At 69.1% G+C, this 18,981-nt stretch carries 21 protein-coding genes; 16 read left to right on the top strand and 5 right to left on the bottom strand.

Annotation, left to right across the window (positions count from 1 at the left end):
• The first annotated feature begins 9 nt into the window (after window positions 1-9).
• The 8 genes from mdcC to VL15_RS00175 all read left to right on the top strand — a co-directional run bounded on the left by mdcC (window position 10) and on the right by VL15_RS00175 (window position 5,794).
• Window positions 10-324, top strand: coding sequence for a malonate decarboxylase acyl carrier protein (gene mdcC / locus VL15_RS00210; protein ID WP_034183256.1), 315 nt, complete (start codon window positions 10-12; stop codon window positions 322-324).
• Window positions 321-1,256 carry a biotin-independent malonate decarboxylase subunit beta gene (locus tag VL15_RS00205; protein ID WP_048242450.1) on the top strand — a complete coding sequence of 312 codons (936 nt, stop codon included), beginning with the start codon at window positions 321-323 and terminating at the stop codon, window positions 1,254-1,256. Before mdcC ends, VL15_RS00205 begins: the two co-directional genes overlap by 4 nt.
• A complete protein-coding gene (mdcE, locus tag VL15_RS00200; protein ID WP_048242449.1) occupies window positions 1,243-1,950 on the top strand; it encodes a biotin-independent malonate decarboxylase subunit gamma in 708 nt (235 codons plus the stop codon). Before VL15_RS00205 ends, mdcE begins: the two co-directional genes overlap by 14 nt.
• Window positions 1,937-2,605 (top strand): malonate decarboxylase holo-[acyl-carrier-protein] synthase, encoded by a 669-nt coding sequence (gene mdcG / locus VL15_RS00195; RefSeq protein WP_048242448.1) that lies wholly within the window; start codon window positions 1,937-1,939, stop codon window positions 2,603-2,605. Before mdcE ends, mdcG begins: the two co-directional genes overlap by 14 nt.
• A complete protein-coding gene (mdcB, locus tag VL15_RS00190) occupies window positions 2,602-3,468 on the top strand; it encodes a triphosphoribosyl-dephospho-CoA synthase MdcB (protein ID WP_048242447.1) in 867 nt (288 codons plus the stop codon). The genes mdcG and mdcB overlap by 4 nt, the downstream gene beginning before the upstream one ends.
• The gene (gene mdcH, locus VL15_RS00185; protein WP_048242446.1) at window positions 3,465-4,397 is read left to right on the top strand and encodes a malonate decarboxylase subunit epsilon; all 933 of its coding nucleotides are present in this window, start codon (window positions 3,465-3,467) and stop codon (window positions 4,395-4,397) included. Before mdcB ends, mdcH begins: the two co-directional genes overlap by 4 nt.
• 105 nt (window positions 4,398-4,502) lie before the next feature.
• On the top strand, window positions 4,503-5,024 hold the full coding sequence (locus VL15_RS00180) for a phospholipase D-like domain-containing protein (protein WP_048242445.1): 522 nt from the start codon (window positions 4,503-4,505) through the stop codon (window positions 5,022-5,024).
• Window positions 5,025-5,149: 125 nt separating this feature from the next.
• Window positions 5,150-5,794, top strand: coding sequence for a phosphoribosyltransferase (locus VL15_RS00175; protein ID WP_048242502.1), 645 nt, complete (start codon window positions 5,150-5,152; stop codon window positions 5,792-5,794).
• Between the two features lie 102 nt (window positions 5,795-5,896).
• On the opposite strand, the gene VL15_RS00170 is transcribed toward VL15_RS00175, so the two are convergent.
• Window positions 5,897-7,075, bottom strand: a complete 1,179-nt coding sequence (locus VL15_RS00170; protein WP_048242444.1) for a polyhydroxyalkanoate depolymerase — start codon at window positions 7,073-7,075, stop codon at window positions 5,897-5,899.
• 172 nt (window positions 7,076-7,247) lie between these two features.
• Between VL15_RS00170 and VL15_RS00165 the strand changes: the two genes are divergently transcribed.
• Window positions 7,248-7,877 (top strand): glutathione S-transferase family protein, encoded by a 630-nt coding sequence (locus tag VL15_RS00165; RefSeq protein WP_048242443.1) that lies wholly within the window; start codon window positions 7,248-7,250, stop codon window positions 7,875-7,877.
• 182 nt (window positions 7,878-8,059) lie between these two features.
• Entirely contained in the window at window positions 8,060-8,257 is a 198-nt protein-coding gene (locus tag VL15_RS00160) for a hypothetical protein (RefSeq protein ID WP_034185467.1), read from the top strand.
• A 108-nt stretch (window positions 8,258-8,365) separates the two neighbouring features.
• Here VL15_RS00160 and proP read toward each other — a convergent pair whose 3' ends face one another.
• Window positions 8,366-9,853, bottom strand: coding sequence for a glycine betaine/L-proline transporter ProP (proP, locus tag VL15_RS00155; RefSeq protein ID WP_048242442.1), 1,488 nt, complete (start codon window positions 9,851-9,853; stop codon window positions 8,366-8,368).
• 543 nt (window positions 9,854-10,396) lie between these two features.
• Between proP and VL15_RS00150 the strand changes: the two genes are divergently transcribed.
• Window positions 10,397-10,729, top strand: a complete 333-nt coding sequence (locus VL15_RS00150) for a YnfA family protein (RefSeq protein WP_048242441.1) — start codon at window positions 10,397-10,399, stop codon at window positions 10,727-10,729.
• A gap of 27 nt (window positions 10,730-10,756) precedes the next feature.
• On the opposite strand, the gene dnaQ is transcribed toward VL15_RS00150, so the two are convergent.
• From dnaQ to VL15_RS00135, 3 genes are read right to left on the bottom strand one after another with little or no spacing between them, the layout of a single operon-like run.
• Window positions 10,757-11,491 (bottom strand): DNA polymerase III subunit epsilon, encoded by a 735-nt coding sequence (gene dnaQ / locus VL15_RS00145; RefSeq protein WP_048242440.1) that lies wholly within the window; start codon window positions 11,489-11,491, stop codon window positions 10,757-10,759.
• A gap of 38 nt (window positions 11,492-11,529) precedes the next feature.
• Window positions 11,530-11,973: a ribonuclease HI gene (gene rnhA / locus VL15_RS00140; protein WP_048242439.1), complete on the bottom strand. Its 444-nt coding sequence runs from the start codon at window positions 11,971-11,973 to the stop codon at window positions 11,530-11,532.
• Entirely contained in the window at window positions 11,970-12,782 is an 813-nt protein-coding gene (locus VL15_RS00135) for a class I SAM-dependent methyltransferase (RefSeq protein WP_048242438.1), read from the bottom strand. The genes rnhA and VL15_RS00135 overlap by 4 nt, the downstream gene beginning before the upstream one ends.
• Window positions 12,783-12,800: 18 nt before the next feature.
• On the opposite strand from VL15_RS00135, the gene gloB reads away from it, so the two are divergent.
• From gloB to leuE, 5 genes are all read left to right on the top strand, one after another.
• A complete protein-coding gene (gloB, locus tag VL15_RS00130; RefSeq protein ID WP_048242437.1) occupies window positions 12,801-13,622 on the top strand; it encodes a hydroxyacylglutathione hydrolase in 822 nt (273 codons plus the stop codon).
• A gap of 151 nt (window positions 13,623-13,773) precedes the next feature.
• Window positions 13,774-15,348, top strand: coding sequence for a transglycosylase SLT domain-containing protein (locus VL15_RS00125; protein ID WP_048242436.1), 1,575 nt, complete (start codon window positions 13,774-13,776; stop codon window positions 15,346-15,348).
• 156 nt (window positions 15,349-15,504) lie between these two features.
• On the top strand, window positions 15,505-16,722 hold the full coding sequence (locus tag VL15_RS00120) for an MFS transporter (protein WP_048242435.1): 1,218 nt from the start codon (window positions 15,505-15,507) through the stop codon (window positions 16,720-16,722).
• A gap of 377 nt (window positions 16,723-17,099) precedes the next feature.
• The gene (carA, locus tag VL15_RS00115) at window positions 17,100-18,245 is read left to right on the top strand and encodes a glutamine-hydrolyzing carbamoyl-phosphate synthase small subunit (protein WP_048242434.1); all 1,146 of its coding nucleotides are present in this window, start codon (window positions 17,100-17,102) and stop codon (window positions 18,243-18,245) included.
• A gap of 28 nt (window positions 18,246-18,273) precedes the next feature.
• Complete coding sequence (gene leuE, locus VL15_RS00110) at window positions 18,274-18,933, top strand: leucine efflux protein LeuE (RefSeq protein ID WP_048242433.1); 660 nt, start codon at window positions 18,274-18,276, stop codon at window positions 18,931-18,933.
• Window positions 18,934-18,981: the final 48 nt, after the last annotated feature.

Raw genomic sequence — 18,981 nt, 5'->3', positions numbered from 1 at the left:
GAAGAGGGCATGGAACAGTTGAACTATCGCTTCACCGCGCGCGAGCGTGCGAAGGGCGAACTGGCCGCGGCGCTCGTCGGCGTGGTCGCGTCCGGCAATCTCGAAGTGCTCGTCGAGCGCGTGCTGCCGGGCAACGAATGCGAGATCGACATCCGCACCGCGGCCGTCGGCTTCGGCGCGGTGTGGCAGGCCGTGGTATCGGATTTCGTCGAGCGGCGCACGCCGGGCGGCCTGAAGCTGTCGATCAACGACGGCGGCGCGCGGCCCGACATGGTGTCGCTGCGGCTCGCGCAAGCCGTGCGCGCGATCGAGGGGGACGCATGACGACCGAAGTGATCCACGACGCGCCCGCGTTCGTCGCGAACGGCGCGAGCTGGTACGAAGCGTCGGCGCGGCAGCGCATCGACGGGCTGCTCGATGCGGGCAGCTTCAGCGAATTCCTCGGGCCGGCCGAACGCGTGACGAGCCCGCACTTGCCGCTGTTCGACCTGCCGCAGCAGTTCGACGACGGGATGGTGGTCGGCCACGGCCGGCTCGACGGCAAGCCGGTGTTCGTCGCCGCGCAGGAAGGCCGCTTCATGGGCGGCGCGTTCGGCGAAGTGCACGGCGCGAAGCTCACCGGGCTGCTGCGCGCCGCGCGCGAGCTCGGCAAGCCGGTGCTGATCCTGTTCGATACGGGCGGCGTGCGGCTGCAGGAAGCGAACGCGGGCGAACTCGCGATCGCCGAGATCATGCGCGCGCTCGTCGAAGCGCGTGCGACCGGCGTGCCGGTGATCGGGCTGATCGGCGGGCGCGCGGGTTGTTATGGCGGCGGCGGGTTGCTCGCCGCATGCTGTTCGGCGCTCGCGGTGTCGGAGCAGGGGCGCATCAGCGTGTCGGGCCCCGAGGTGATCGAGACCAATCGCGGTGTCGAGGAATTCGACGCGAAGGACCGCGCGCTGATCTGGCGCACGATGGGCGGCAAACACCGCCGGCTGATCGGCGGCGCGGATCGTTATGTGGCCGATACGCCGGACGCGTTCCGCGCGGCGGCGCTCGACCTGATCGGCTGCGCGCCGACATTCGATGCGGCGATGCTGCGTGCGGAACAGGCACGCCTCGAGGCGCGCGTCGAACGGTTCGGCGCATGCAAGGACGCGCTCGACGTGTGGCGCACGCTCGGTGCGAGCACGCCGGAAGCGATTCCGGGCATGCCGGACGACACGTTCGCGACGCTCGCGGATCAATTGCAGGAGAGCCCGCATGACGCTCGATGAAGTACTGAACTCGCTGTTTCCCAACGGCCACTCGATCGCGCGCACCGGCGGCTTGCTGACGGGCCACGCGGAACTGGCCGGCACGCGCGTGGACGTGATCGGCGTCGCCGACCGGTTGCCGTTCGGCATCGACGAGGCGCTGACGCTGGCATCGCGCGTGCTCGACACGATCGCGCGCGGTGGCGATACGCCGATCCTGGTCCTCGTCGACAGCGACAGCCAGCGGATGAGCAAGCGCGACGAATTGCTCGGCCTGAACGAAGGGCTGTCGCATCTCGCGAAATGCCTGATGCACGCGGATCTCGCCGGGCACCGGACGATCGGCGTGCTGTACGGCCACACGGCCGCCGGCGCGTTCATCGCGACCGCGCTCGCGACGCGCACGCTGCTCGCGCTGCCGGGCGCCGAGCCGGAGGTGATGGACCTGCCGTCGATGTCGCGTGTGACCAAGCTGTCGATCGACGTGCTGAAGGAGATGTCGCGGTCGACGCCGGTGTTCGCGCCGGGGCTCGACAACCTCGTGAAGATGGGCGCCGTCGACGCCGTACTCGATCCGGCCCGCGCGCTCGACGCGCAGGTCGGCGAATGGCTCGTCAAGCCGCTCGATCGCATCGACCGGCGCGCGGCGCGCGGCCGGCCGGTTGCGGCCGACGTCGCGGGCCGCGTCGAGGTACTCGCGCGTGACGCACGCTGAGCTGCCGCTGCGCCGCCACACGCTCGTCACGCTGACGGCGGCGGGGTGGGGCGCGGCATGCGCGCGTGATCCCGCGCTCGCGGCCGATCCGCTCGTGCGCGCGTGGGCCGCGCACGGCCGGCCGCTCATCGTGCGCCGCGCGTCGCCCGACGAGGCCGATGCCGGCCGCGTGCCGCTCGGCCTGCCGCTACCGCCTTCGGCGGGCAAGCGGCGCATCGCACTGAACGTCGCCGCCGACGCGCTCGCGACGGTCGGCCCGCTGCCGACGTTGGGCGACGTGCTTGCGGCCGCACCCGACGCATGGCACGCACCGTTGCGCGAACTCGATGCGCTGGGCGCGCGCTGCGGCGTCCAGGGCCGCGTGTTCGGCAGCCTCGCGTGGCAAGTGCTGACGGGTGAGCCCTACCTGGGCCCGTCGTCCGATCTCGACATCGTGTTTCCGCTGCCGGATGCCGCGTCGCTTGCGCCGTTGCTCGACGGCCTCGCGGAGATCGACGCCCGCGCGCCGATGCGCATCGACGGCGAATTGCTGCGCGCCGACGGCGCGGGCGCCAACTGGCGCGAACTGCATGCACGGTTGCCTGAGGTCGCGATCAAGACCGCGATTGCCGTCGAGCTGATGCCGGCCGACGCCTTCACCGGAGACGCGCGATGAGCGCATGGGCTGCCTGCTGTGTACCGGCACCGTCCGATGCCGAACGCATCGCGGGGTTGGCCGAGCGCAGCCTCGTACTCGAGATCGAGACTTATCCGAAGCCGGGGCTCGTCAGTCACGTCGACACCGGCAGTCATTCGGACATGGACGCCGCGACGTTCGCGCGCAGCGCCGCCGTGCTGCGGCCGTACTTCGCGGAACTCGCCGACGCGGGCGCACACGACGCGGACATGGCCGTGCTGCGCAAGATCGGCCTGCGTGCCGAGCACGCGATGCTCGCCGCGACCGGCGGCATCAATACGCATCGCGGCGCGATCTTCGGGCTCGGGCTGCTGTGCGCGGCCGCTGGCCGGCGCGCAATGTTCGATGCCACGGCAAGCGGGATGACGCTGGGCGCGTTGGTTTCCCGCCGATGGGGCACCGATATCCTCGGCGGCCCGCGTCTGCCGGACAGTCACGGCGAGCGCGCGACCCGCCGCTACGGCGTCGGCGGGGCACGCCGCGAGGCGGCCGACGGCTTCACGACCGTGTATGCGGTCGGGCTGCCCGCGTTGCGCCGCGCGCGGCGCGACCTGCCGGGTGACCCTGAAGCCGCGCGCGTCGATGCGTGCTTCGCGCTGATCGCCGCACTCGACGACACGAACCTGCTGCACCGGGGCGGGCAGGGCGGCCTCGATTTCGCGCGGGCGACCGCACGCGCGTTCGTCGCACGCGGCGGCGTGCGTGCGCGCGACTGGCGGCTGCGTGCGGCCGCCGCGCATCGTGCGTTCGTTGCGCGCAGGCTGAGCCCGGGCGGCGCGGCCGACCTGCTCGCGATGAGCGTATTCGTCGATGCGCACGAAGCCGGCGGGGAGGCGCGATGACGCTGGCCATCCTCTGTTCGGGGCAAGGCGCGCAGCGCGCCGACATGTTCGACCTGACCGGCACGGCGCCGCAGGCCGACGCGCTGTTCGCGCACGCGGGCCGGCTTCTCGGCGACGATCCGCGCGCGTGGGTCCGCCAGGCCGCACCGGACGCGTTGCATGAAAACCGTGCCGCACAGATCCTTTGCACGGTCCAGGCGCTCGCGGCCACCGTGCTGCTCGACGCAGTGTGGCCGCGCCGGCGCTGCGTCGCGGGCTACAGCGTCGGCGAGGTCGCATCGTGGAGCGTCGCGGGGATGATCGATCCGCACGACGCGCTCGACCTGGCCGATGCACGCGCGCGCGCGATGGATGCCGCAAGCAGCGGCGACGAGCGGATGGCGTTCGTGCGCGGCCTGACGCGCGCGCAGCTTGCGCGGTTGTGCGACGGCCGCGACGCGGCGATCGCGATCGCGAACCCCGGCGACGCGTTCGTGGTCGCGGGGCGGCAGGCCGACGTCGATGCGGTGGCCGCCGACGCGGCGCGCGACGGCGCGTTGCGCGTCGCGCCCGTCTGCGTGCGGATCGCGTCGCACACGCGCTGGCTCGCAGCGGCCGTGCCGGTGTTTCGTGCGTCGCTCGCTGCGGCGGGCGTGTGCCGGCCAATGCCGGGCACGCGGCTGTTTTCGGGCATCGACGGTGCGTCGGTGCTCGACGTCGACGCGGGCCTCGACAAGCTCGCGCGGCAGATCGCGGAGCCGGTCGAGTGGGCGGCGTGTCTTGCCGCCTGCGTGGAGGCCGGGGCGACCGCGTTTCTCGAACTCGGCCCCGGGCGCGCGCTGGCCGAGATGGCCGGTGGCGCGTATCCGGCGCTGCCGGCGCGCAGCCTCGCGGATTTTCGTTCCGTCGACGGTGTGACGAGCTGGCTTTCGCGCGTCGCGGCAGGCTGATCGACGGCCGGAACGATCGTCGCCGGACGCGCATTTCCCGCTGTGTGTTGCGTCGGCGCCGCAGCGCCGCAGCCGGCGCTTGCCACGCCGATTGGCGTCGCTACAATGGCGCCCGCCATGAGACCAGCCGCCTTCCTTCTCGTCACGCTCTGCTGCGCGGCGAGCGCCCACGCCAGCCAGATTCCGTCCGACGCCGCATCGGTCGGCACGTACTTTTCGTATGACAACGCGGCAGCCGACGCGACCGTCGACCTGATCGAACAGGCGCAGCGCCGCGTGCTGCTGGCTGGCTATACGCACGTGCCGCCCGCGGTCGCGAGCGCGCTGCGGGCGGCACGCGCGCGCGGGATCGAGGTTCGGGTCGTGCTGGTGCGCTCGGCGAGCGCGGGCAAGTACAGCGGCGCCGGTTATCTGAAATCCGCCGGCGTCGACGTGGCGATCGATTCCCGGCATGGCGATCCCGCGCCGCGCTTCGTGATCGTCGACGACAGCGTCGCGCTGACGACGCTGTCCGACAGCGCGGCCGCGCATGCGGAAACGGTGAACGTGTTCCAGCGCGCGCCCGAGCTCGCGCAATCGTACGCACAGTCCTTCTGGCGGCTGTACCGGCAGGCCAGCGGCCTCTGACCCCTTCGCTTGGCGTCGCGCACGCCGGTGTGACCCCGCTTGCATCGGCGCCGCCGATGAACCATGCTCGTTGGCAGGCGCCGGCGCGGATTGCGCGCATCCGGCGCAACGGCAGGGAGCCGATCGTGACCGAGTGTTTTGCCGATCGCGCCGATGCCGGCCGCCAGCTGGCCGGCGCGTTGCGCGACTACGCCGGGCGTAGCGACGTCGTCGTGCTCGCGTTGCCGCGCGGCGGCGTGCCCGTCGCGTATCCGGTCGCCTGCGCGCTGGGCGCGCCGCTCGACGTGCTGGTCGTGCGCAAGCTCGGCGTGCCGTACGATCCCGAGCTCGCGATGGGCGCGATCGCAACGGGCGGCGCGATCCATCTGCAGCGTTCGGTGATCCGTTCGATGGGCGTGACCGACGCGCAGCTCGCCGACGTGATCGCGCGCGAGACGGTCGAGCTGCATCGCCGCGAAGCGCTGTATCGCGGCGCGGCGGCGCCGCTGCCGGTCGACGGCCGCATCGCGATCGTCGTCGACGACGGCATCGCGACCGGCGCGTCGATGCGCGCCGCGCTGCAGGCGCTGCGCGAGCGTCACCCCGCGCGCATCGTGGCGGCGGCGCCGGTCGCGCCGGCGGGCGCAGGGCATGCATTCGACGACCTTGCCGACGCATTCGTCACGGTGTCGCAGCCGCTGCCGTTCTTCGGGATCAGCCAGTTCTATGCGCGCTTCGAGCAGACGAGCGACGACGAGGTGCGCACGTTGCTCGACGCGGCCCGTCCGTGACGGGGCGTCACGTCTGCCTGATGCCGCCCGAGGGCACGTTCTCCTGTTTGGAAAAATTCATTCGTGGGGCCAGCACCAGCCCGTTATTAGCGGGAACAGGCCCTAGTCCAGCGCGAACACGCGCTGCAGCGCCGGATGAACCTTGCCGCGCCAGAGTGGCCCCGTAAACAGCCCGTAGTGATCGCAATCGTCGATGTCGACGCGGTAGCGCTCGTCGGCCGCGAGGCCGCTGCACATGTCGAGCGCCGCATGCGTCTGGCCGGCGCCCGTGACCCCGTCGCATGCGCCTTCGACGGTCAGCAGCGCGATGCCGCGCAGCGCGGCCGGCTCGACGCGCCGGCCGCCGACGTCCCAGGTGCCGTTCGCGAGGCTCATGCGCTGGAACACGATGTCGACCGTGTCGAGGAAATATTCGGCCGGCATGTCCAGCAGCGCCGTGTATTCGCGTAGCGCGCGCCGCGCACCGGCGAGCCCGGCCATGTCGAAGCGCGACGCGGCCAGCGCGTAGGCCTCGATCAGCGATAGGAAGTGCTGCGGGTACATGAGCGCGATCTCGCCCTGCTGGAGATAGGTCGGGAACACGTGGCGGCCATGCCCCGCGAATCCGGGCGGCACGATGTCGATCAGGTGGCGGCGGCACCAGTCGAGCGAATGGTCGGCCGCGGCGGTACCGAGCGCGCTCGGATTCAGGCGCGCGTCCAGCGGGCCGCCGATCAGCGTGACGCTCGCGGGCGGCGCGAGGCCGCGCGCGGCGCGCAGCGCGAGCGCGCCGAGCGCGGGCACGGTCGCTTGGCACACGGCGACGACGTGCAGCGGCCGATCGTCGAGCGCGAGCCCGTCGACGAAGCCGTCGAGCGTCGCGACATAGTCGTCGAGCCCGAAACGGCCCGACGAGAGCGGCACGTCGCGCGCATTGCGCCAGTCGGTCACGCAGACGTCGCCGTCGGCGAGCAGCGTCTCGACGGTTTCCCGCATCATCACGGCCGCGTGCCCGGCGAGCGGCGCGCACAGCAGCACCGTGCGCCGCGCGTCGGCCCGAGTGAAGCGCCGCAGGTCGCAGAACGGCGTGCGCGCGACGACCCGCTCGTCGGCGGCGGGTCGCCCGATGTCGAAGTGCGCCGGCCCGGCCGGCGGCCCGAGCAGCGGCTCGAACAGGTCGTCGTAGCACGACGACGCGGCGTGCGGCAGCGTTGCCGACGGCCACGCGTCGAACGCATGCCGCGTGGCCGCGCGCCAGGCACGCATCCATTCCCGTTGCTGCTCGACGAGGGCATACCACATGGCGAACCTTGGGGCGAAAGGGGCGTGAATCTGCATTATGGTCACTGTGGCCGCGCAGCGTGAGCCCGGTGTGCGGCCGGCCGACGCGCATCAAGCGCACGAGCACGCTAGGCGATGGCGCGCGACGCTGCTACAGTCGTCGGTCCCATTCCCCTTAAGCGGAGCGTTTGCGATGAAGCTGATCGGCATGCTGGATTCCCCGTTCGTGCGCCGTGTCGCCATTTCGGCGAAGCTGCTCGACCTGCCGTTCGAACACGAGTCGATCTCGGTGTTCCGTCATTTCGAGCAGTTCAGGACGGTCAACCCGGTCGTCAAGGCGCCGACGCTCGTGACCGGGGACGGCGCGACGCTGATCGATTCGTCGCTGATCGTCGACTATCTCGATCACTTGGTGGCGCCCGAGCGGCGCCTGCTGCCCGACGCCGCCGATGCGCGGCTGCGCGCGCTCGAGCCGATCGGATTCGCGCTGGCGGCGGCCGAGAAGACCGTGCAGGTCGTCTACGAGCAGGCGCTGCGCCCGGCCGACAAACAGCACGCGCCGTGGCTCGAGCGCGTGCTGAGCCAGCTCGAGGGCGCGTACGGCGAGCTGGAGCCGCTCGTCGCGGCCGCGAACGGCTGGTTCGGCGGCGCGCGCCTGCTGCAGTCCGACGTGACGGTCGCGGTGTCTTGGCGCTTCACGCAGTTCATGGCGGCCGACTACCCGGCGCTCGCGCGGATCGATCCGGCCCGCTATCCGGCGCTCGCCGCGCACTCGGCGCGTGCGGAAGCGCTGCCGGCTTTCGTCGAAACGCCGCTCGTCTAGGCCCGCCGGCGGGGCGGAACGCCGCCCCGCGCCGTTGCTTGTCGCCCGCTCGGCCCCGTCCGGCAAGCCGCCGCCGATTGTTCTCGGTGGCTGACAAGTGACTTCGCATTCGTGCTGTTTATCCGGACGCGGCCGGTCCCTAGAATCCACTCCATCGAATCACGCATTGCCTGATGGAGCCGATGATGAAAGCCTTGATCGAATCGAGCCTGTACCACCCGTCCGTCCTGTTGCCGCTTGCCGCGCTGACGCAGCTGATGGTCGAGCGCGATTTCAATCTCGGCCAGGTCGGGCTGATTGTCGCGGCACGCGGCGCGCAGGCGGCCGTGTCGCGTTCGCGCGCGCTGATCTTTTGCCGTCACTGCGAAGCGCACGCGTGAGATCGCTCGTGCTGAATGGATAAAAAAAGCCCGGCCGGCGCAAGCCGGTCGGGCGGATCGGGTTCGATCGGGCCCCGGCTTCGGCCGGGGCTTTTTCATGGGCGACGCTCAGGCGCGTGCGGTCGTCACCGCGCCATAGATCTGCGCGTCATCGTCCTCGCGCAGCTGGCGCACGAGCTGGTGCGCTTCGCGGCGCGACGCGACGGCCGGCGGCGAGCCCTTGAGCGGCTGGCGCGCGGTTTCGGCGAGCGCGACGACCGACACGATGCCGATCACGGCGGCGCCCATCATGTAGTACGCGGGCATCATCAGGTTGTGCGTCACGTCGACCAGCCACGCGGTCATCAGCGGCGTCGTGCCGCCGAACAGCGACACCGACACGTTGAAGCCGATCGCGAGCGCGCCGTAGCGGATCTCGGTCGGGAACAGCGCCGGCAGCGCCGACGGCATCACGCCGGTGAAGCACGACAGCAGCACGCCGAGGATCAGCAGGCCGCCGAACACCGACGCCGTGGTGCCCGCATGGATCAGCATCATCGACGGGATCGACAGCGCGAGCAGCCCGACGCAGCCGGCCAGCATCACAGGCTTGCGGCCGATCCTGTCGGACAGGCGCCCGGCATAGAGTGTCATCGGCATCATCAGCACCATCACGATCAGCACGAGCACGAGGCTGTGCGATTCGTCGAAGTGCAGCGTCGACGACATGAAGCTCGGCAGGTACGACAGCACCATGTAGTCGGTCACGTTGAAGATCAGCACGAGGCCGACGCACAGCAGCAGCGCACGCCAGTTGCGCATCAGCGTTTCGCGGAAGCGCGCCTTCGGCACGGCCTTGTCCTGCGCTTCGCGCTCTTCGGCCTGGCGCTTGAACGCGGGCGTTTCCTCGAGCTTCATCCGGATGTAGAGACCGATCAGGCCGAGCGGGCCGGCGATCAGGAACGGCACGCGCCAGCCCCATGACAGCAGCGCTTCCTGCGACAGCGACGCGGTGAGCAGCGCGACGACGCCCGCACCCATCACATAGCCGATCAGCGTGCCGAACTCGAGGAAGCTGCCCATGAAGCCGCGGCGCTTGTCGGTCGAGAATTCGGCGATGAAGGTGGCCGCGCCGCCGTATTCGCCGCCGGTCGAGAAGCCCTGCACGAGGCGGGCGACGAGCAACAGCACGGGCGCCATGATGCCGATCGATGCGTAGCTGGGGATCAGGCCGATCGCGAAGGTGCCGACGGCCATCATGATCATCGTCGCGGCGAGCACGCGCTGGCGGCCGATGCGGTCGCCGAGCGGGCCGAACACCATGCCGCCGAGCGGGCGCACGAGGAACGCGGCCGCGAACGTGCCAAAGGTCGCGAGCAACTGCGCGGACGGGCTGCTGGACGGGAAGAACACCTTGCCGAGCGTGACGGCGATGTAGCTGTAGACGCCGAAGTCGAACCATTCCATCGCGTTGCCGATGGCCATCGCGCTGACGGCGCGCTTGAGCAGGCTCTGGTCGACGACGGTAATGTCATCCGCGGCGAGCGGGGCCTCGCCGGACGACGAAGCGGAGGAAGAAGCAGCGGTCGGGCTGACGTGTGTTGCGGTCAAGGTCATGCACTCCTTTGACTGCGCCGGAACGGGTGGGCCGTCCGACACGGTTTGCCGGCGAGCGCGGTGTCGCATGCGGCGCGTCGGGGCAGACCATTAAGCACTTACTGCGTAAAAGGCGGTAAAGGGCCGAAAGGGGCTGCTTCGACGCGGGCCCGACGGGCCGACGCGACAGTGCGCTCATGAAGAATGGGCCGCGTGATGCAGGCGGCAGATGCCGGTGCGGACCGATTGTCCGGCGTTCCGGCAAGCGCCCCGAAAGGGGCCATGAAACGAGAAAAGCGGGCCTGTCGGGCGGGCTTTCCTGTGGGTGCAATTTCGGTCGAAGGGCCGGCCCGCAACGCGCGGACGGACTTCTTGCGAAATCGAATAGACAGAGATTGAATGTTGAAACAGGCGACATGATAGCACGATGACGGATGATCGCGCAAATTGCCGGGAGGCGCCCGTCTGGCGGGGCATCCGGCGGGGTCTGCTCGGTTATGATCGGCGGCGCGCGGCGGGGCCGTGCAGCCTCCGGTGACGGGGGCCGAATTCACGAGGAACCGGATGACCGAACTGATGAGGATCGCGGTGCTGTTCGCCGCCACCGCGCTGGCCGAAATCGTCGGCTGTTACCTGCCTTGGCTCGTGCTGAAGGACGGTCGGCCGGTCTGGCTGCTGGTGCCGGCCGCGCTGTCGCTCGCGCTGTTTGCGTGGCTGCTGACGCTGCACCCGAGCGCGGCGGGGCGCACCTATGCGGCGTACGGCGGTGTCTATATCGCGGTTGCGCTGATCTGGCTGCGGGTGGTCGACGGCGTGGCGCTGACCCGCTGGGATGTGGCCGGCGCGGTGCTTGCGCTGGGCGGGATGGCGGTCATCGCGCTGCAGCCGCGCGCGTGAGCGCGGCTGCAGCGCAAGCTGAGTGCGTCAGGCCGTCTGCGCGGCGTCCGTGTCCGCGGACTTGCGCCACACGCAGGCGCCCTTGACCGACTTGTCGAGCTCGTCGAGTTGCGCCTGGTGCGCGGTGAGTTCGTCGTCGCTCGCGGTCACCACGGGCAGGTCGAGCGCGGCGAGCGACACGCGCTGGCCGTTCGCCGCGCCACCGTCGGCGCCTGCGTCGTCGAGCATGTCGATCACGAGGCTGTCCTGGCCGCGCGTCATCGCGAGATACACCTCCGCGAGCAGCTCCGAGTCGAGCAGTGCGCCGTGCAGCGTACGGTGCGCGTTGCTGATGCCGAAGCGGTCGCACAGCGCGTCGAGCGAGTTGCGCTTGCCCGGGAACATCTGCTTGGCCTGCACGAGCGTGTCGATCACGCCGCCGCAATGTTCGGTGAACGACGGCAGGTCGAGCCGCGCGAATTCGGCGTCGAGGAAGCCCAGGTCGAACGGCGCGTTGTGGATGATCAGCTCCGCGTCCTTCACGAAGTCGCGGATCTGGTTGGCGACTTCCGCGAATTTCGGCTTGTCGCTGAGGAATTCGGTCGTGAGGCCGTGCACCGCCAGTGCGCCCGGATCGCTGTCGCGCTCGGGGTTCACGTAGAAGTGCAGGTTGTTGCCGGTGAGCCGCCGGTTCAGCAGCTCGACGCAGCCGATTTCGATGAGGCGGTCGCCCGTGCGGGCGTTCAGGCCGGTGGTTTCGGTATCGAGAATGATCTGGCGCATGTCGGGAAAAACGAAGGAAACAGGGGAACGGCCTGCGTTCAGGCCGTCAGCGATTCGACGCCGCGATTCGCGAGTGCGTCCGCGCGCTCGTTTTCGGGATGGCCCGCGTGGCCCTTGACCCAGCGCCACTCGACCTCGTGCTGCGCGACCAGCGCGTCGAGGCGCTTCCACAGGTCGGCGTTCTTCACGGGCGTCTTCGCCGCGGTGACCCAGCCTTTTTTCTTCCAGCCGTGGATCCACTCGCTGATGCCTTTCTGCACGTATTGCGAGTCGGTATGCACGATCACCTGGCACGGCCGCTTCAGCGCCTCGAGCGCCGAGATCACGCCCATCAGCTCCATGCGGTTGTTGGTCGTGTTGGGCTCGCCGCCGAACAGCTCCTTCTCGCGGTCGCCGTAGCGCATCAGCGCGCCCCAGCCGCCCGGGCCGGGATTGCCCTTGCAGGCGCCGTCGGTATAGATGTCGATGGTATCGGTTGTCATGAATGTTCTTGATGGGTGGTCGGGGAGGCCGCCGGCGTCAGGCCCGGCGCAAGCACGGGCTTCTTCATCTTGATCTGGCCGACGAGGCGCATGCCGCGCACGCGCTTGACGGCCGTCACCATGTAGACGGCGCCGAAGATCGGCCACCAGCGGTCGCCCGCGGCTTCCATGAAGCCGTAGCGGGCCAGCCACTTGTCGGTGACGAGCGGCGGACGGTAGCAGCCGAAGCGGCCGCGTTCGAGGTCGAAGCCGAGCAGCTTGATCCAGTCCTTGAGCCGGATGAACGCGATCTGGTCGCGCGTGGCCGGCACGAACGGCCGGTTCGCCATGCGCCCGAACGATTGCCGCATGCCCCACAGGCTGAGCGAATTGAAGCCGGTGATCACGAGCTGGCCTTCCGGCATCAGCACGCGTTCGGCCTCGCGCAGCAGGCGGTGCGGGTCGGACGTGAATTCGAGCGTGTGCGGCATCACGATCAGGTCGACGCTCTGCGACTCGAACGGCAGGTCGAGCAGGTCGCACCAGGTCGTGCTGCGATCGGCGGGCGCGTGCTCCGGCGAATGCGCTTCGCGCGCCCACGGGTACTGGTACGGCGCGCTCGCGCCGCTCGCCGGATCGAGCACGAGGCCGCGATACGGCATGCGGTTCTCGCGCAGTGCGTCGAGCTGCGGCAGGCCGAGCTGCAGCGCGTGGAACCCGAACACGTCGGACACGATCCGGTCGAGCTGCGCCTGCTCCCAGCCCAGCACGTAGCGGCCGGGAGGCGAGTCGGTCCAGGCAGGCCAGTCTATAATTTGTCGGTCAGACATAACGATGATTGCGCGCCCATGAACGAGCTGGAATACGTGCCGGTGCCGGCATTCGAAGACAACTATATCTGGCTCGTCTCGGACGGCCGCGATGCGATCGCCGTCGATCCGGGTGAAGCCGCGCCCGTACGCCGGGTTCTTGCCGAACGAGGCTGGCGGTTGACCGCTATTTTACTCACGCACCATCACGCCGACCACGTCGGCGGTGTCGAGGCGCTGCGCAATAGCCAACCGGACGATGTTCCGCTCGCCGTTTACGGCCCCGCGGCCGAGGCGATCGGCGTGGTTACGCGGCCGCTCGCGGGCGGCGATCGGGTGGCGCTCGACGCGCCGGCCGTCGCGTTCGACGTGCTCGACGTGCCGGGTCATACGCGCGGCCACATCGCTTATTTCCAGACGGCCGGTCAAGGCGCGGCCGGGCAGGGCGCCGCCGCACCGCACGTGTTCTGCGGCGACACGCTGTTCTCGTGCGGCTGCGGCCGCCTGTTCGAGGGCACGCCCGCGCAGATGCTCGCGTCGCTCGACGCGCTCGCCGCGCTGCCGGGCGACACGCACGTGCATTGCGCACACGAATACACGCTGTCGAACATCCGCTTCGCGCTCGCGTGCGAGCCCGGCAACGCGGCGCTCGCCGCGTGGCGCGACGACGCGCAGGCGCTGCGCGCGCGCGGCGCGCCGACGCTGCCCACTACGATCGCGCACGAGCGTGCCGTTAACCCGTTCATGCGGGCCGACAGCGACGCGATTCGCGCGACGCTCGAGGCCGAGCTTCACGAAACGGTTCCGGATCGTCTGGCGGCGTTCACGCTGATGCGCGAGTGGAAAAATCGGTTCCGATGATCAATTCCGGAGGACTCCAAAGCTCAAGCGTTGTCTGTAAAAATTGCTCCAAATGTAGGATTTCGCTGAGTTTTCGGTGTTTTTATTGACGTGAAGCACGCACTTCCGTAGTATCGCCTGCAATTTCCAGCCGTCGGAAGCCGAGATTTTCATGCGACTTATATTGAGTGCGATGGTGGTCCTGCTACTCGCCGCTTGTGCGAGCCAGGCCCCTGTCGCCAACAACGCCGCCGATTCGCAGGCGACGTCCACCTACCTCCGTAAATCAGCCACCGCCAAAGAGACTGTCGACGTCGACAAGCAATCCGTCGGCGACCTGACCAGTGCAGACCCTGATCTCTGGGGGCGCATCCGCCGCGGTTTCCAGATGCCCGACCTGCAGAGCGACCTCGTCGACATGCAGACGACCTGGTACACGCAGCGGCCCGATTACGTGCAGCGCATGACCGAGCGCTCGCAGAAGTACCTGTATCACATCGTCGAGGAGCTCGAGGCGCGTCACATGCCGACCGAGCTCGCGCTGCTGCCGTTCATCGAGTCCGCGTACAACCCGCAGGCGCTGTCGGTCGCGAAGGCGGCCGGCATGTGGCAGTTCATGCCCGGCACGGGCCGCACGTACAACCTGAAGCGCAACATGTGGCAGGACGAGCGCCGCGACGTGCTCGCGTCGACGAGTGCCGCGCTCGACTACCTGTCGCGCCTGCATGACATGTTCGGCGACTGGTATCTGGCGCTTGCCGCGTACAACTGGGGCGAGGGCAACGTGCAGCGCGCGATCGCGCGCAACCAGGCGGCCGGCCTGCCGACCGACTACCAGAACCTGCGGATGCCGAACGAGACGCGCAACTATGTGCCGAAGCTGCAGGCGGTGAAGAACATCATCGCGAACCCGCAGCAGTACGGCCTCGCGCTGCCGGACATCCCGAACCACCCGTATTTCGTGACGGTCACGACGGCGCGCGACATCGACGTGGCGGTCGCCGCGAAGCTCGCGAACCTGTCGCTCGACGAATTCCGCTCGCTGAACCCGTCGTTCTCGAAGCCGGTCATCCTCGGCGCGACCGAGCCGCAGATCCTGCTGCCGTTCGACAACGCGGCGGCGTTCGAGAAGAACCTGAAGGCATACAACGGCCAGCTGTCGTCGTGGACCACCTATACGGTCAGCGAACGCGCGCGGCCGGCCGCGATCGCCGAGAAGATCGGCGTGGACGCCGATACGCTGATGTCGATCAACAAGATTCCGGCCGGCATGCGCCTGAAGCCGGGCTCGACGATCGTCGTGCCGCGCGGCGACGACGATGACGAGGACATCAGCGCCGACGTCGCCGAGAACGGCGCGCTCGCGATGGAACCCGACGTGCCCGACACGCGCAAGATGCTGATCCGCGTGCGCCGCAAGCAGTCGATGGCGGCAATCGCCGGCCGCTACGGCGTGTCGGTCGGCCAGCTGAAGGCCTGGAACCGCACGCATCGCGATCTCGTGATGCCGGGCCAGGCGCTGGTGCTGCACGTGCCGGTCGGCCGTTCGGTGCCGGCCGAACCGGGTCCGGAGCGGATTGCGACGTCGGCCGGTGGCGCGCACATCGAGCGCGCGAGCCTGGCGGTGGGCGGCAAGTCCCACGGCGCGAAGCGTGGCGCGGCAAAGCCGGCGGCCAGATCGGCAAAGGCTGCCCCCGCGAAAGCCGCGCCGGCCAAGGCCGCCGCGCACAAGGGCAAGAAGAAGTAACGCGGCTGCAAGGCGCATCGTGCGGCCGGCCCCGGTCGCCCGATTGCGCTATCATCCGACGAATGCGACGAAACGCCGTCACCGAGGTGACGGCGTTTTCGTTTGTGCGCGGCGCGGGGGCGCTGCGTCGAAGGTCTTCAATAACAAGGGGAAGCGATGTCGTCGGTGCAGGTGAGGGTGCTCGCGCTGTTTTCGGTCGGGTATTTCGTGTCGTATGTGTTTCGCGGTGTCAATCTGGGCTTCGCGCCGTTCGTCACGCACGAGCTCGGGTTGTCGGCCGCCGATCTCGGCCTGCTCACCAGTCTCTATTTCCTGGGCTTCGCGGGTGCGCAGATCCCGGCCGGCGTGATGCTCGACCATTTCGGCCCGCGCCGCGTGACGGCCGGCATGCTGCTGTTCGCGGCGGCCGGTGCGGCCGTGTTCGGTGCCGCGCACAGCATCGGCACGATGATGGCCGGCCGGTTGCTGATCGGCGTTGGTGTGTCGGTATGTCTCGGCGCGGCGTTCAAGGCGCTCGCGCAGCATTTCCCGGTCGGCCGGCTGCCGCTCGTCAATGGGCTCGTGATGGCCGTCGGCGGCCTCGGCGGCGTCGTGGTCGGTTCGCCGTTGACCTGGCTGCTCGGCTGGACGAGCTGGCGTGAGATCTGTTTCGGCCTCGCGGTGCTGACGGTGCTCGTCGCGGCTTCGATCGGCTTCGGCGCGCCCGAAGTGAAGCAGGTGCGCCACCAGGGCGGACTCGTCAGTCAGTTCAAGGGCACCTGGCACATCCTGAGCAGCCGCGCGTTCTGGAAGATCTCGTCGTTCTCCGTCGTCACGCAGGGCGTGTTCTACGCGATGCAGTCGCTGTGGGTCGGGCCGTACCTGCGCGATGTCGCGGGGTTCGATGCGCCGCACGCCGCGCGCCTCGTGTCGGTGCTCGGCTTCGCGATGATGGCCGGTTGCGTCGGCTTCGGCGCTGCCGCGCGCGTGCTCGAGCGGCGCGGCGTGTCCGTCTACGCGTTCTGTGGCGTCGGCATGGCGCTGTTCGTCGCGACGCAGGTCGCGATCGTCGCGCGCGTGCCGCTGCCGCCGGCCGTGCTGTGGGCCGCATACGGGATGTTCGGCGGCGTCGGCATCCTGACCTACGCGGTGATGGCCGGGCACTTTCCCGCCCATCTGATCGGTCGCGCGAACACGACGCTCACGCTCGTGATCTTCCTGCTGATCTTTGCGTTCCAGATCGGCGTCGGCGCGGTGCTGTCGCACTGGCCGGCGGTCGACGGCCGTTATCCGGCCGCCGCGCACTTCACCGCCTGGGGCGTGCTGCTCGCGCTGCAGCTCGCGAGCGCGGTCTGGTACGTGTGGCCCGCGCGCGGCGCTGGCCAAGCGCACTGATCCAGCGGTACGCTGAAGGGTGGGGCGGCCGTGGAAACGGGGCCGCAGCACATTGCGCGCGCACGCCGGCCACGCTGCCGGTGGCGGCGCACGCATGATCGGACGGCCATATCGATTGAAGATAGGGCCATTTTCAGGCTATAATTTGAAAGTTTGTGCTGATCAACCTCGCACCCTAGCGCCTACCTCATTCATCCCGTTCATCCGCCGCACGCCGCCTGCCGGGCGATGCCGCGAAGCCTCGTGCGCCACGCGCCGGGTTCGCGTCTCGACAACGCAGGCCGCGTCCAGCAAGCGACCACGCGCGCCCACGCAGCGCGGCGCTCGCGCGGCAGGGTAAACAGGTCGGCAGCAGGGTGTTCCCCAAGGAGCCTCCCGTGTTGCCGTCTTTTTCTCCCGCCTTGCTTGCACTCGCCGACGGCACGGTCTTTCGTGGTTATTCGATCGGGGCCGAAGGCCATACGATCGGCGAAGTCGTGTTCAATACCGCGATTACCGGCTATCAGGAAATCCTCACTGATCCGAGCTACGCGCGCCAGATCGTTACGCTCACCTACCCGCATATCGGCAACGTCGGCGTCAATGCCGAAGACGTCGAAGCCACGAAAGTCCATGCCGCCGGCCTGATCATCCGTGATCTGCCCACGCTCGCATCGAACTTCCGCATGGACCGCACGCTCGGCGATTACCTGCGCGACGAAGGCGTCGTCGCGATCGCCGGCATCGACACCCGCAAGCTGACCCGTATCCTGCGCGACAAGGGCGCGCAGGGCGGCTGCATCCTGGCGGGTTCGGACGACGAGGCCAAGGCGATCGAGCTCGCGCGCTCGTTCCCGGGCCTGTCCGGCATGGATCTCGCGAAAGTCGTGTCGACCACGAAGCCGTTCGAGTGGAAGCAGACCGAATGGCGCCTCGAAGGCGGCTACGGCATGCAGGAAGCGCCGAAGTACCGCGTCGTCGCGTACGATTTCGGCGTCAAGTACAACATCCTGCGCATGCTCGCGGAGCGCGGCTGCCACGTGACGGTGCTGCCGGCACAGGCGAGCGCGGCCGATGCGCTCGCGCTGAATCCGGACGGCATCTTCCTGTCGAACGGCCCCGGCGATCCGGAGCCGTGCGATTACGCGATCGCGGCCACGAAGGAATTTATCGAGCGCGGCGTGCCGACCTTCGGCATCTGCCTCGGCCACCAGATCATGGGCCTCGCGGTCGGCGCGAAGACGCTGAAGATGAAGACGGGCCACCACGGCGCGAACCATCCGGTGAAGGATCTCGGCGACGGCCGGGTCGTGATCACGTCGCAGAACCACGGCTTCGCGGTCGACGCGGATTCGCTGCCGGCCAACGCGCGCGTGACGCACGTGTCGCTGTTCGACGGCACGCTGCAGGGCTTCGAGCTGACCGACAAGCCGGCGTTCTGCTTCCAGGGCCACCCGGAAGCATCGCCGGGCCCGCACGACATCGGCTATCTGTTCGACCGTTTCACCGCGCTGATGGACGCGGCGAAGCAGCGCAACGCGTAACGCAACCGAAGAACGGGAGATTCGCATCATGTTCGGCCACGCACTCGGCATCACGGATATCTGGACCTACGTGTTCGGCGTGATCTTCATCATCCTGCTGCCGGGGCCGAACTCGATGTACGTGCTGTCGCTCGCGGCGCAGCGCGGCGTGAAGGCCGGCTATCGCGCGGCCTGCGGCGTGTTCGTCGGCGATACGGTGCTGATGGTGCTGTCCGCCGCGGGCGTCGCGTCGCTGCTGAAGGCGAATCCGCTGCTGTTCTCCGTCGTCAAGTACGGCGGCGCCGCGTACCTGCTCTACATCGGCACCGGCATGCTGCGCGGCGCGTGGCAAAAGCTGCGTGCGCCGGCCAATGCGCCGGCTGACGCGCCGCAGGCGGTCGACGGCGAGCGGCCGTTCCGCAAGGCGCTGATCGTGAGCCTGCTGAACCCGAAGGCGATCCTGTTCTTCATCTCGTTCTTCATCCAGTTCGTCGACCCGGCATTCCCGCATCCCGCGCTGTCGTTCGTCGTGCTCGGGGCGATCGCGCAATGCGCGAGCTTCCTGTACCTGAGCACGCTGATCTTCGCGGGTGCGCGGCTCGCCGAGCATTTCCGCCGCCGCCGCAAGCTTGCGGCCGGCGCGGCGAGCAGCGTGGGCGGCCTGTTCATCGGTTTCTCGGTGAAGCTTGCGCTCGCCACCATGAGTTGAGCGCCGCCGGCCGACCCACGACAACGATTACTTATTGAATTCACAAGC

It is taken from the genome of Burkholderia cepacia (assembly GCF_001039005.1).
Classification (GTDB): domain Bacteria; phylum Pseudomonadota; class Gammaproteobacteria; order Burkholderiales; family Burkholderiaceae; genus Burkholderia; species Burkholderia theae.
The sequence above is the reverse complement of the archived record's forward strand: the minus strand, read 5'-3'. Positions and strand labels throughout refer to the sequence as shown.